Consider the following 12,659-nt stretch of genomic DNA (forward strand, 5'->3'; position numbering starts at 1 on the left):
ATGGCCCAGCTCAGCGACGACTGCTTTGCCCACGGCGGGCCGCTGCTGCCCTGCGACGCGGCGCTGGCGCTGCTGCGCGAACGGCTGGTCCGGGTGACCGAGGACGAAACCCTGCCGCTGGCCCAGGCCCTGGGTCGGGTGCTGACCGAGGAGGTCATCGCGCCCGCCGATGTGCCTCCGCATGCGAACTCAGCCGTGGACGGCTACGCCGTCTATTTCGACGATCTGAAGCGAGATAGCGAGACCCGCCTGCCGCTGTCGGGACGGGTTGCCGCTGGGCAAGCCCTGCCCGAGCCGCAGCAGCCGGGCACGGCTGTGCGCATCTTCACCGGCGCCCCCCTGCCCCAGGGCGCCGACACCGTGATGATGCAGGAGGATTGCCGCGAGGAGGCGGGGGCCGTGATCATCGCGCCCGGCATAAAGCGCGGGTCCAACTGCCGCAGTGCCGGCGAGGACGTCGCCAAGGGAAGCCGCGTGCTCGCAGCCGGTCGGCGGCTGCGCGCCCCGGATCTCGGCCAGGCGGCCGCCGTGGGTCGGCGCAGCCTGCAGGTCTCGCGCTGTCTGCGCGTGGCGCTCTTTTCCACAGGCGACGAACTGCGTGAGCCGGGCGAGGCCCTGGTCCCTGGCGCGATCCACGACTCCAACCGCTACACCCTGATCGGCCTGCTGCAGGGACTGGGCTGCGCGGTGTCCGATCTCGGCATCCTGCCGGACCGGCGCGACGACATCTCGGGCGCGCTGAAGGAGGCAGCCCGGAGCCATGACCTGCTCATCACCTCCGGCGGCGTGTCCACAGGCGACGAAGATCACGTCAAGCAAGCGGTGGAAGCACTGGGGCAACTGCATGCCTGGCGGCTGGCGATCAAGCCCGGTCGTCCGATTGCGCTGGGCCAGTTGGGCCGCGTGCCCTTCATCGGCCTGCCCGGCAACCCCGCTGCCGTGGTCGTGACCTTCACAATGCTGGTGCGGCCACTGCTCCTCCTGCTCATGGGCGGCGAAGCAGAAGCGCCCTTGCGCTTTCCAGTGGCCGCCGGCTTCGACTACAAGAAGAAGCCCGACCGACGCGAATGGGTGCGTGCCTCCCTGCACCGCGAGGCAAACGGTCGGCTGACGGCAATAAAGTTTCCCCGGGACGGCGCGGGCATCCTCAGCTCCCTGGTGGAAAGCGATGGGCTTATCGAACTGCCGGAAAGCCTCACCCGCCTGGAAGCCGGCGCGATGGTCGACTTCCTGCCTTTCAGTGAACTCTTCGGATGAGTGGGAGGGTAAAGTGCGTCTGCTCTATTTTGCCTGGTTGAAACAGAAGACCGGAGTCACTGAGGAAGAGGTCGAGCTTCCCGGCGAGGTGACCAAGGTCAGCGAACTGCTGGACTGGTTGGCCGGACGCGGCGAGGGCTACGCCGAGGCGCTGGCCAACCGCAAGACCATCCGCGTTGCGGTCAATCAGGAGTACGCCCGGGCGGACGATCCGGTAAAGAATGGCGACGAGGTGGCGCTCTTCCCACCGGTCACCGGAGGCTGAAGCCATGGCCGTACGCGTACAGCGCGAGGACTTTGACCCCGGCGCAGAGATCGCGGCTCTGACTGCCGGGAACACCGCCGTGGGCGGCCTGGCCGTCTTCGTCGGTCTCGTGCGCGAAATGGCGGAGAACCGCCAGCTCTCGGCCATGACGCTCGAACACTATCCGGGCATGACCGAAAAGATGCTGGAGCGTATCGAGGCGGAAGCGAAGGAGCGCTGGCCCCTGGAGGCCAGCCTGATCATCCATCGCCACGGCCGGCTTGAGCCGGGCGAGCGCATCGTTTTGGTCGCGGCCGCCAGCCCGCACCGCGACGCCGCCTTCGATGCCTGCCGCTTCCTGATCGACTGGCTCAAGACCCAGGCACCCTTCTGGAAGCTGGAAGAGGACAGCAAGGGCACCGGCACCTGGGTGGAAGCCCGCGAGTGTGACGAGGAGGCGGCAGACCGCTGGCAATGAAGCGCGGATCCTGCTGCCATTCGGCCTTGCGTCCCAGCCCCTGTCGCTTATAGCTGAGTCTAGTTTCGGTAGACATCACAGCTTTGGGGGCAATCAGTGAAAGTGCGCCGGGTAATCGGGGTGGCTGCAGCATGCTGCCTGTTGGCGGGCTGCTTCGAGGCGGACCAGGACCTGACTGTGGAAGAGGATGGCTCTGCCACCTTCCGCACGCGCATCGCGATGGAGGCCAGCGTGGTGGAGATGTCCGAGGATGACGAGGACTTCTGCGCGCCGGACGAGGTTGCAGCGGTAGACGGCGTTTCGGTTGAGCAGGAGAGCTTTGCCGAAGGCAGCATGGAGGTCTGCACCGTCACGGCTTCGGGCCCGATTGACCGCCTCGCGGAGTGGATCGAACTGGATCAGGGCCCGACCGGGGCCGACGGCGAGATGGGAGAGGCGCCGACGATCACGCTCCGGCGCGAGGACAGCAACTACGTTTTCTCCGTCCACTTCGAAAGCAGCCCGATGGAAACCGGCGCCGATGATCCGATGATGGAAGAGATGAAACCGATGATGGTGGCTGCCTTCGCCGGACGATCGCTGGACTGGTCCGTCTCTGCGCCGGAGATCCTCGAGACGAACGGGCAGCTTTCGGAAGACGGCAAGACAGCAAGCTACTCTGTACCGATGGCCAGCCTCCTGGACGAAGGCTTCAAAGACCGCCTGTTTGAAGTGCGTTTTGCCCTGGACTCCCCAGGCCTGATCAAGCGGCTGCTGGGCAATTAACAGGGATCGCCCTCAAGCGGAATCGCCTCGCGATCCGGCCTAAACAGAAAGTACCATGGCGCAGCGGTGCCCGGCAGGCAGTCCGGCTTGCGCTTCACGCTCCAGAATGGCCTTCAGCCGCGGGTTCACGGCGTCAGCCTCAAGCACCCTGAACCCCAGGCGTGCATAGTATGGTGCGTTCCACGGCACTTGCCGGAATGTCGTCAAGGTGAGCGCTGCAAGCCCGCGTTGGCGCGCGCGGCGCTTTGCCGCCTCGATAAGCCGCCGGCCGATCCCTCGCCGCTGGTAGTCATGGTGGACGGCCACCTGCCATAGGTGCAGGGCATCCGCGGCGAACTCCCCGTTCACAAATCCGACGACACCGCGCCCTGGCATCTCGGCGACCAGGACGACACCTGAGGCAATCAAATCATGGTGCTGTTGGATCGATTGCACATCGTCGTCAGCGATCCACTCCAGTCCCGGCCATTCGCGAAAGATCGCCCCGGAACTGCGCTCGACGTTCGGCAGAACAGCAGCATCATGATGCTCGGCTGGCCTGATGTTGATCATGGCGCCGGCGTCCCGAGCAGCGGCGCGCAGCACAGGAGACAGCCATCGAGCGTTCTGCGGCGCAACTTGACGCCAAGTGCTCCTATCGGCCCTCTATTTCCCCGAGAGGGATGCTGCCTCACGCCTGAAGCTCCAGACCGACGCCGGCGGAAAATTCAAGGGCACGAAACGCTCGCGCCGGGCGACGAGTCCGGCCCTTTGCAGCAGCGAGCGCCGCGCCGGCGCCACCGGACCATAGGTGAACTGCAGAAAGGGCGCGCCAGGCTCCAGCAGCTCCGCTGCCTGGTTGAGCAGCAGTCCCTGCTCGTCGGCCGGGATCGCCACCAGCGGGATGCCGGAGACGATGGCCGCCACGCGTTGGATGCCCCGGGCCCGCAGCAGGGAGCCCAGGTGCAGAGCGTCATCGGTCAGGATCTCGGCGCCTTCGGGCAGGTCCTTGGCCAAGAGTTCCGCCAGCTGCGGCTCCCGCTCGATCGCCAGCAGGCGGTCGGGGCGCAGGCCGCGCTTGAGCAGCGCGCGGGTGACGACGCCGGTGCCCGGGCCCAGTTCCACCACCCAGGCCTCGGGATCATCCAGCGGCACCGGCGCGGCCAGGGCCTTGGCCAGGGCGTGGCTGCTGGGCACGACCGACGCGATGGACAGCGGGTGCTCGAGCCAGAGCTGAAAGAAGAGACTGTTCGGATTTCCCATGAACTCGCCGTCGCTCCCTGCGCGGTCAGCTGTCTCAATTAAACGGCGTTGTCCCTATCACGATGGGTCCGGCCGTCAAGGCTGCAGCGACCCGCGCAAGTCGAACGGAGTCAAGCCGGTATCCACAGACGCGCCCGCAGACCTCCACCGGGCGCGTCATTTAGAGACAGTTCCCCCCCTTGTCCACGTATCATATCACGAGCAATGGTCAATCCTAGCCCGGTGCCGCCGGTGTCGAAGTTGCGCGAACGCTCCAGGCGGACGAAGGGCCGGAAGACCGCCTCGCGCTGTTCCTCGGGAATGCCTGGTCCGTCATCGTCGATCAGGATCTCGATCCCCTTGTTGCGCCGGTGGGCCGTGACGCCGACCCGCTCACCGTAGCGCGCGGCATTGGCCAGGAGATTGGCGAGCGCCCGATGCAGTGCTTCGGGCCGCACCACCGAGACCAGCGCGCTCTCCAGATGCAGATCGACCCGCGCCCCGGCCCGACGGGTCTCGGCCACGCAGTCGCGCAGAAGCTCCGCCACGTCGATCTCTCGTGCCAGTTCGCTGCCCTCGCCGCGCGCGAAAGCCAGATAGCCTTCGACCATGCGCTCCATCTGCGTGATGTCGGCCTGCAGGCTGTCGATTTCCGGCGACGGGGGCAGCATCGCCAGTTCCAGCTTCATGCGGGTGAGCGGCGTGCGCAGGTCGTGACTGACGCCGGCCAGCATCTCCGTTCGCTGCTGCACCTGGCGGCGCAGCCGATCGCGCATCACCAGAAAGGCGCGCCCCGCCCGCCGCACTTCGGAGGCCCCGGCCGGCCTGAAATCCCCCACATCCTGGCCGCGGCCGAAGGCATCCGCTGCCTTCGCCAGCCGGCGAATCGGCCGGACCTGGTTGCGCATGAAAATCGTGGCGATCGCCGAGAGCACCAGGGAGCTGCCGAACATCCACCAGAGGAAGATATAGATCGTCGAGCTGAACAGGCGGCTGCGGTCCACCATGACCCGCAGCACGCCCTTGTCCTCCAGATCGACGCGCACCTCCACGTGATCAGAGTAGCTGCGCGTGTCGATGGAGAAGTCGTGCCAGAGCTGCTCGCGCAGCGCCCGCCCCAGCCGGTCGTGAATGAGCGAAGGCCAGAAGGGAGGTTCATACGCCTCGATGTCGCCGGGCGGCAGCAGGCCGATGGAGATGGAGAGGTGGTCACGCGCCAAGCCGATCACCTGATCGCGGTCGACTGGCATCTCCTCGGACTCCAGCACGGCCGCTACGGCCGCGATCTCCCCGGACACGGCCTGGCTCAGCCGTCGGGTGATGTTCTCGTAGTGGCGGTCGTAGAAGGCCCAGGTGGAGATGCCCTGCAGGATGACCAGGGGCAGGATGATGATAAGCAGCGAGCGCGCAAGCAGGGTCTGGGGCACCAGACGTTTCAACCGAAGGCGCCGCCGACGCCGCCGGCGTGTTTCGGGCGAAGGGGCATAGCGCTCGCGCGAAGCCTGGCGCTCTTCCTCACTCGGCGAAACGGCCTCAGCCACAGCGAGACTCCTCAGTCGGGCTCGAGCACGTAACCCGTGCCGCGCACTGTCAGGAGATAACGCGGCATCTTGGGATCGCGCTCGATCTTGCGGCGCAGGCGAGTCATCTGGACGTCGATGCTGCGCTGATTGCCGATGTCCGGACTGACCGCCGCCAGCCCCTCCCGCGCCACCGGCACCCCGGGATTGCGCGCCAGCGCGCTCAGCAATTGCGCCTCCACCGTGGTCAGATGCACCAGGGCCTCGCCGCGCCGCAACTCCGTGCGGCTGAGGTCGAAGACAAACTCGCCGAAGAAGACGCGCTGGCTGCCGGGCTCCCCCGACCCGGCCGCGGCACGGCGCAGGATCGCCTGGATGCGCAGGATCAGCTCGCGCGGCTCGAAGGGCTTGGCCAGATAGTCGTCGGCGCCGCTCTCCAGGCCGGCGATGCGGCTGTCCACCTCGTCCATGGCGGTCAGAAGCAGCACCGGCGCCCGGCGCTCCTGCCGCAGCCAACGGGTCAGCTCCAGCCCGTCCTCGCCGGGCATCATGATGTCCAGGACGATGAGATCGAACTCCACTCCGGCCAGCGTGCGCCGCGCCTCGGCCGCATCCCCCGCCGTGGTGACCCGCAGCCCCTGGTCTGTGAGGAAGCGCTTCAGAAGTTCACGCAGGCGCGTGTCATCATCGACGACGAGGATGTGCGGCCGCTCCTCGCCCGGCTGCAGCGCCGTCAAACCCATTGTCCTTCCATCGCGGCCCGCTCCGTCATCGCTTGGCTCCGCCCCCCGTCTCCCGGTCCAAGAAGCGCTTGCGGTCCTCCTCGTTGATCAAGCCGAGCAACACGGTGCGGAATCCTTCGACCGCCTCGGCCCCGGCGGCCCGATAGGCGCGCGCCACCATCTCCATCTGGGCGGCGCTCAACTGCCGTTCCAGGGCCCGCCCCTTGTCGGTCAGCTCCAGCAGGCGCTGACGCCGGTCCCGCTCACCGCGAGTTTGGCGCACATAGCCTTCCTCCACCAGCTGACCGAGGACGCGCGACAGGCTCTGCTTGGTGATCTTGAGGATCCCCAGCAACTGGGTCACCGCCATACCCGGATGGCGGCCCACGAAGTAGATCACGCGGTGATGCGCCCGGCCGAAGGCCTTATCGGCCAGGATGCGGTCCGCCTCCCCGGTGAAATCGCGGTAGGAGAAGAAGAGCAGCTCGATGCCCTGACGCAGCTCCTCCTCGCGCAGGAAAAGCGGATTCACCTGGGCTTTTATGTCAGTCATGTTGACTTAGTTCACTAAGGTTGTTACAGATGATCGCAGCGGACGGTCAGAATGTAACAAAGTCAGCGATTCCCTGGTAATGATGCACCTGGTCGCCCTTGACAGCCGAAGTCCGAACGCGTGTAACCACGCCCGGACCCTGTAACCCGGCAAACGGCGGGTCGGCGGACACAACACTTATAGGGCCTGAGGACCCGCGATTTCCATGCTTCCTTTTGACGACCGTGATGGTTCGATCTGGTTCGATGGCGCTCTCGTGCCCTGGCGCGACGCCAAGCTGCATGTACTCACCCATGGTCTGCACTATGCCAGTGCCGTGTTCGAGGGCGAACGCAGCTATGGCGGCCACATCTTCAAGATGCGCGAGCATCATGAGCGGCTGCATGCCTCGGCAGAGTTGATGGGCTTTGAAATTCCTTGGAGCGCCGCGGAAATAGACGCTGCCTCCGAAGAGGTCCTCAAGGCCAACGGCATCGTCGACGGCTATGTGCGCCCCATCGCCTGGCGCGGTGCCGAGATGATGGGTGTGTCTGCCCAGCACAACAAGATCCACCTGGCGATTGCCGCCTGGGAATGGCCTGCCTACTTCAGCCCGGAAGCCCGCCTGCAGGGCATCCGCATGACCCAGGGTCTGTATCGCCGCCCGGACCCGCGCACGGCGCCGGTCCACTCGAAGGCCGCCGGGCTCTACATGATCTGCACGCTGTCCAAGCACGATGCCGAGGCCAAGGGCTTCAACGACGCACTGATGCTGGACTGGCGCGGCCAGGTCGCCGAGGCCACGGGCGCCAACATCTTCCTGGTGCAGGACGGCGTGATACACACCCCCACCCCGGACTGCTTCCTGGATGGCATCACCCGGCGCACGGTGATGGATCTGGCGCGCCAGCGCGGCTATGAGATCGTCGAACGGGCAATTATGCCGGAAGAGTTCGGGCGTACTCAGGAGGTCTTCCTCACCGGTACGGCTGTGGAGGTAACACCCGTTCGGGAGATTGCCCTGGCTGATGCGACCTACCATTTCACACCGGGTGAGATAACGGTTAACCTGGTGCATGACTATGATGCCTTGGTCCAGGGCAAGGCGGCGACGCCTGCCATCAGCGCGGCCTGACACGACACTCGATACGAGAAGGCGCCGGTCATGAGCCGGGCCTTCGTCCGTGAAGACGATCTGGAATCCCGCGGCGAGTTCGAGGGACTTGAACGCCCCCTGCCGCCGCGGCCGATCCTGATCACTGCCGCCGGGCGTGCGCGTCTGGAAGCCCAACTCGCCGAGACAGAGGCCGAGGAGGCCGCACTCGCCGAGGACACCGCCCTGGCCGCAGACAGCGCACGCCAGCACCTACAGCGGGAAAAGCGCTGGCTGGAGAGCCTGCTGGCTGCCGCCCATACGCCTGCTCCAGAAGGTGGCGACGAGGTCGCGTTCGGCGCCTGGGTCGCGGTGGAGGACGCAGAGGGTCAGGAGCAGCGCTACCGGCTGGTCGGCGAGGTGGAAGCCGACCCCAAGGCCGGGGACATCTCCTGGCGCTCCCCGCTCGGACGGGCATTGATGCAGTCGCGCAAAGGCGACCTGGTCACCTGGCAGCGCCCTGCCGGCGATATCGAACTGGAAGTCCTCGCCGTCGAGTGGGATTGAGCCTGGCGCGCCTGATCGACTCTGGAGCAGATCGACTCAAATCGGGTTCGCGAAGCGACCTGGTTTGAGGCGTGAATCTGCTCTACACCATTGATTCAGAGCGGATTCACGCGTTTGTTCTGAACGCTGCGCGTTACAGATCAAACGCGATCCGCTCTAGGCAGACGTCGCGCGGCCCGTCACAGGTTGCCTTGGTTCACACGCTGCGCCACCTCCTGCGCAGACTCCACCCGCTCCGAATAGCGTTCGGTCAGGTAGGCGCTCCGGTCACGCAGGAGCAGGGTGAACTTCATCAGCTCCTCCATCACATCGACGATCCGATTGTAATAGGGCGAAGCCTTCATCCGCCCGTTCTCGAATTCCGTAAAGGCGCGCGGAACGGAGGACTGATTCGGAATGGTAACCATGCGCATCCACCGCCCCAGCACCCGCAGCTGGTTGACGGCGTTGAAGCTCTGGGAGCCCCCGCAAACCTGCATCACCGCCAAGGTGCGCCCCTGGGTCGGACGAAGCCCACCCATCGCCAGCGGCAACCAGTCGATCTGCGCCTTCATGATGCCGGTCATCGCGCCGTGGCGCTCCGGCGAACACCACACCTGGCCCTCCGACCAGAGAGACAGGCTGCGCAGTTCCTGGACCTTGGGGTGATCCGCATCGGCCCCATCCGGGAGCGGCAGGCCAGCCGGATTGAAGGTGCGCACGTCCGCGCCGAAGCGCCGGAGGATGCGCGCGGCTTCCTCGGTTACCAGCCGCGAATAGGAGACTTCCCGCAAGGACCCGTAAAGCATGAGAATGCGCGGCGGGTGCCCGGAAACCGGCGCTTCGAAAAGCGCCTCGCGATCGATTGGGCGAAAATGCTCCTCCTGCAGACTCGGGAATGTAAGCAAGGAATGGGCCGATTCGGGCATGGAAGACGTCCTGCTGAGAGCGCGACATAATTTCGATTATTCGAGAATTATAGATATTAAGGGCGAGCCGTTGAATCAAGCCGGCTTTCGTCGCCGTGATAGCGAGAGGGACCGGGCCGTGAATGAGGCCGTTGAGTCCGCCTCACGCCCTACCACTTTGAAACCAGACCGGATTGACGCATCAATTCAGAAGCCTTGTGGCGATCCGGCTTAATGCAGCCGGCTGCCGTCGGGCACCGGCTTGTCCGGGCGGACCAGCACCACGTTGCCTTCGGTGTCGGCAAAGCCCAGGACCAGCACCTCGCTGCGGAACTTGCCGATCTGCTTGGGCGGAAAGTTGACCACCGCTGCGACCTGCCGCCCCACGAGCTGCTCAAGATCATAGTTTTCGGTGATCTGCGCGGAAGTCTTGCGCTCGCCGATCTCCGGGCCGAAATCGACCCACAGCTTGATCGCCGGTCGCCGAGCCTCGGGATAGGGCTCGGTCCGCACCACCGTGCCGACCCGAATGTCCACCTTCAGGAAATCGTCGAAGGTGATTTCACCCGCCGGTGCATCGCTCATGGCATTCCCCGCATTTCTCATTGCGCAACTGTTACAAACGAAACAGGGGTCGCTCCAACCGGAACGACCCCCGCTGCTGACTGACTTTCCGACCGGATCTTAGTGCAGGTCGGCCCAGATCTTGCGCTTCACCGCATAGAGCAAGCCGGTGAAGATGAGCAGGAAGAGGATGACCTTCATGCCCATGGTCTTGCGATCTTCCATGTGCGGCTCGGCCGCCCAGGTGAGGAAGTAGGTGAGGTCTTCCGCCATCTGCGACACCGTGGCCGGCGTGCCGTCGGCGTAGTCGATCACACCCTCCATCAAGGGCGGCGCCATGGCGATCTGATGGCCGGGGAAGTAGGCATTGTAGTACATGCCGTCCATCAACTCGACGTCGGCCGGCGGATCCTGGTAGCCGGTCAGAAGATGATAGAGGTAGTTCGAGCCGTCGGCGCGCGCCTTGGTGATCAGCGAAAGATCCGGCGGGTAGGCGCCGCCGTTGGCGGCCCGGGCGGCGTTCTCGTTCGGGAAGGGTGGCGGGAAGCGGTCCGACGCCGTGCCGTCGCGCATGAACATGTCGCCGTTGCCGTCGGGACCGTCCTCGACCTGATAGTCGGCCGCGATCGTCCGGATCTCGTCTTCGTTGTAGCCGAGGTCTGCGAGGTTGCGGAAGGACACGAGGCGCAGGCCGTGGCAGGCCGCACAGACCTCCCGGTAGACCTGCAGACCGCGCTGTTGCTTGGCCCGGTCGAAGGTGCCGAACAGGCCGTCGAAGGACCAGTCACGGGAGGGGATATCGACCCCCTCCGCCGCCTGGACCGTGGGCGCCTGGGCCAAGCCGAGGAAGGCGGCCGCCGCGGCGATGATTGCCAGCTTCTTCATGGGTCAGGCCTTCTCCGTCGACTGGTTACCGCTCCTGAGCACCGGCTCGGAAATCGAGGCCGGCAGCGGCTTCGGCCGCTCCAGCTTGCCGAGCAAGGGCAGGATGATCAGGAAATGGATGAAGTAGTAGGCCGTGGCGATCTGGCCGACCGTCACCCAGGGCTGCTCCGGCGGCATGGCACCGACGTAGCCCAGCACCACAGCCGCGATCACCAGCAGCCAGAAGAACTGCTTGTAAAGCGGGCGGAAGCGCGCCGAACGCACCGGCGAGGAGTCCAGCCAGGGCAGGAAGAAGAGCAGCAGGATGGAGCCGAACATCACCAGCACACCACCCAGCTTGGCCTCGATCAGCACGATCCCGGTGAAGGGGATGGAGATGTCGAAGGTGATGGCCCGCAGCATCGCGTAGAAGGGCAGGAAGTACCACTCGGGCACGATGTGCGCCGGCGTCACCAGCGGGTTGGCCTCGATGTAGTTGTCCGGGTGGCCCATGTAGTTCGGGGCGTAGAACACGAAGGCCGCGAAGATGATCAGGAACACGCCCAGGCCGAACATGTCCTTCACGGTGTAGTAGGGGTGGAACGGGATCTTGTCCTGCGGGCCCTTGGCGTCGATGCCCAGCGGGTTGTTCGACCCGAAGGCGTGCAGCGCCCAGAGATGCAGGAAGACCACGGCGACGATCACGAAGGGCAGCAGGTAGTGCAGCGCGAAAAAGCGATTGAGCGTCGGGTTGTCCACCGAGAATCCGCCCCACAGCCAGGTCACCAGCGCATCGCCGATGCCCCATGGTATGGCCGAGAAGAGGTTGGTGATCACCGTGGCGCCCCAGAAGGACATCTGGCCCCAGGGCAGCACGTAGCCCATGAAGGCGGTGGCCATCATCAGCAGCAGGATGATGACGCCCAGCCCCCAGAGCACCTCGCGCGGCGCCTTGTAGGAGCCGTAGTAGAGCCCCCGCAGCATGTGGGCGTAGACCACGATGAAGAAGAAGGAGGCGCCGTTCATGTGGATGTAGCGCACCAGCCAACCGTAGTTGACGTCGCGCATGATCCGCTCGACGGAATCGAAGGCGTGATCCACATGCGGCGTGTACTGCATCGCCAGCAGAATGCCGGTGACGATCATGACCACCAGCACGATGCCGGCCAGGGAACCGAAGTTCCACAGGTAATTCAGGTTACGCGGCGCCGGATAATCGACCAGATGGTGATTCATGGTCGAGACAATCGGCAGCCGGCTGTCCAGCCACTTGATGGCTCTGTTGTTCGTTTTCAAACCGCTCATCCCTCGCGCCCCCTCAGCCGATCACGATCGTGGTGTCGTCGCGGAAGTCGTATTCCGGCACATCCAGGTTCCGCGGCGCCGGGCCCCGGCGAATCCGGCCCGAGGTGTCGTAGTGGGACCCGTGACAGGGGCAGAACCAGCCACCGAAATCGCCCTTGGGATCACCCGCACGCTGACCGAGAGGCACGCAACCAAGGTGGGTGCAGATGCCAACCATTACCAGGAACGAGGGATTGACAACCCGTGCCTCATCGGCTTCCGGGTCCATCAGGTCCGACAGCGGCACGCTTTCGGCTTCCTCGATCTCGTCGGCCGTCCGGTGCCGTATGAACACCGGCTTGCCGCGCCAGGTCACGGTGATCGCCTGCCCTTCCTGGATCTGGCTGACGTCCACTTCCGTGGTCGCCAAGGCCAGGACGTCGGCGGATGGATTGAGCGTGTCGATCAGCGGCCAGGCCACCGAAGCGGCACCCACCGCGCCCATCGCGCCGGTTGCCAGGTAGAGGAAATCGCGGCGGGTCTCTCCTTCGCCGCCGTGTCCGGCATGCGCACTGTCTGCCATTGGATTCCAAGTCCCCTCGTCGTTGACGCAACGCGAAGCTTGTGCCCGTGATGCCGGCCGCCCATGCACCGCGCGTGG

At 65.3% G+C, this 12,659-nt stretch carries 16 protein-coding genes; 6 read left to right on the forward strand and 10 right to left on the reverse strand.

Annotated features, from left to right (window positions below; genetic code table 11):
* From ABZ720_RS16410 to ABZ720_RS16425, 4 genes are all read left to right on the forward strand, one after another.
* Positions 1 to 1,257, forward strand: coding sequence for a molybdopterin molybdotransferase MoeA (locus tag ABZ720_RS16410; RefSeq protein ID WP_366556608.1), 1,257 nt, complete (start codon positions 1 to 3; stop codon positions 1,255 to 1,257).
* Between the two features lie 13 nt (positions 1,258 to 1,270).
* Complete coding sequence (gene moaD, locus ABZ720_RS16415; RefSeq protein ID WP_366556609.1) at positions 1,271 to 1,522, forward strand: molybdopterin converting factor subunit 1; 252 nt, start codon at positions 1,271 to 1,273, stop codon at positions 1,520 to 1,522.
* Positions 1,523 to 1,526: 4 nt separating this feature from the next.
* Complete coding sequence (locus ABZ720_RS16420) at positions 1,527 to 1,979, forward strand: molybdenum cofactor biosynthesis protein MoaE (RefSeq protein ID WP_366556610.1); 453 nt, start codon at positions 1,527 to 1,529, stop codon at positions 1,977 to 1,979.
* 120 nt (positions 1,980 to 2,099) lie between these two features.
* On the forward strand, positions 2,100 to 2,744 hold the full coding sequence (locus ABZ720_RS16425) for a hypothetical protein (RefSeq protein ID WP_366556611.1): 645 nt from the start codon (positions 2,100 to 2,102) through the stop codon (positions 2,742 to 2,744).
* 39 nt (positions 2,745 to 2,783) lie between these two features.
* Here the strand turns inward: ABZ720_RS16425 and ABZ720_RS16430 are convergent, their stop codons facing one another.
* From ABZ720_RS16430 to ABZ720_RS16450, 5 genes are all read right to left on the reverse strand, one after another.
* Complete coding sequence (locus ABZ720_RS16430) at positions 2,784 to 3,296, reverse strand: GNAT family N-acetyltransferase (RefSeq protein WP_366556612.1); 513 nt, start codon at positions 3,294 to 3,296, stop codon at positions 2,784 to 2,786.
* 93 nt (positions 3,297 to 3,389) lie between these two features.
* The gene (locus ABZ720_RS16435) at positions 3,390 to 3,986 is read right to left on the reverse strand and encodes a class I SAM-dependent methyltransferase (RefSeq protein WP_366556613.1); all 597 of its coding nucleotides are present in this window, start codon (positions 3,984 to 3,986) and stop codon (positions 3,390 to 3,392) included.
* A gap of 110 nt (positions 3,987 to 4,096) precedes the next feature.
* Positions 4,097 to 5,506 (reverse strand): ATP-binding protein, encoded by a 1,410-nt coding sequence (locus ABZ720_RS16440; RefSeq protein ID WP_366556614.1) that lies wholly within the window; start codon positions 5,504 to 5,506, stop codon positions 4,097 to 4,099.
* 11 nt (positions 5,507 to 5,517) lie between these two features.
* Entirely contained in the window at positions 5,518 to 6,228 is a 711-nt protein-coding gene (locus tag ABZ720_RS16445; RefSeq protein ID WP_366556615.1) for a response regulator, read from the reverse strand.
* Positions 6,229 to 6,253: 25 nt separating this feature from the next.
* Entirely contained in the window at positions 6,254 to 6,760 is a 507-nt protein-coding gene (locus ABZ720_RS16450; RefSeq protein ID WP_366556616.1) for a MarR family winged helix-turn-helix transcriptional regulator, read from the reverse strand.
* A 199-nt stretch (positions 6,761 to 6,959) separates the two neighbouring features.
* Here ABZ720_RS16450 and ABZ720_RS16455 point away from each other — a divergent pair, with 199 nt between their 5' ends.
* Together ABZ720_RS16455 and ABZ720_RS16460 are read left to right on the forward strand one after the other, a co-directional pair.
* Complete coding sequence (locus ABZ720_RS16455) at positions 6,960 to 7,874, forward strand: branched-chain amino acid aminotransferase (protein ID WP_366556692.1); 915 nt, start codon at positions 6,960 to 6,962, stop codon at positions 7,872 to 7,874.
* A gap of 30 nt (positions 7,875 to 7,904) precedes the next feature.
* Complete coding sequence (locus tag ABZ720_RS16460) at positions 7,905 to 8,399, forward strand: GreA/GreB family elongation factor (protein WP_366556617.1); 495 nt, start codon at positions 7,905 to 7,907, stop codon at positions 8,397 to 8,399.
* A 179-nt stretch (positions 8,400 to 8,578) separates the two neighbouring features.
* Here ABZ720_RS16460 and arsH read toward each other — a convergent pair whose 3' ends face one another.
* From arsH to petA, 5 genes are all read right to left on the reverse strand, one after another.
* Positions 8,579 to 9,307 (reverse strand): arsenical resistance protein ArsH, encoded by a 729-nt coding sequence (gene arsH / locus ABZ720_RS16465; RefSeq protein ID WP_366556618.1) that lies wholly within the window; start codon positions 9,305 to 9,307, stop codon positions 8,579 to 8,581.
* A 210-nt stretch (positions 9,308 to 9,517) separates the two neighbouring features.
* Entirely contained in the window at positions 9,518 to 9,871 is a 354-nt protein-coding gene (locus ABZ720_RS16470) for a tRNA-binding protein (protein WP_366556619.1), read from the reverse strand.
* 99 nt (positions 9,872 to 9,970) lie between these two features.
* Entirely contained in the window at positions 9,971 to 10,735 is a 765-nt protein-coding gene (locus tag ABZ720_RS16475; RefSeq protein WP_366556620.1) for a cytochrome c1, read from the reverse strand.
* 3 nt (positions 10,736 to 10,738) lie between these two features.
* Positions 10,739 to 12,019 (reverse strand): cytochrome b, encoded by a 1,281-nt coding sequence (locus ABZ720_RS16480; protein ID WP_366556621.1) that lies wholly within the window; start codon positions 12,017 to 12,019, stop codon positions 10,739 to 10,741.
* A 13-nt stretch (positions 12,020 to 12,032) separates the two neighbouring features.
* The gene (gene petA / locus ABZ720_RS16485) at positions 12,033 to 12,581 is read right to left on the reverse strand and encodes a ubiquinol-cytochrome c reductase iron-sulfur subunit (RefSeq protein ID WP_366556622.1); all 549 of its coding nucleotides are present in this window, start codon (positions 12,579 to 12,581) and stop codon (positions 12,033 to 12,035) included.
* Between the last annotated feature and the right edge of the window lie 78 nt (positions 12,582 to 12,659).

Origin of the sequence: Aquibaculum sediminis, assembly GCF_040712085.1 — a bacterium.
GTDB lineage: Bacteria > Pseudomonadota > Alphaproteobacteria > Kiloniellales > DSM-21159 > Aquibaculum > Aquibaculum sediminis.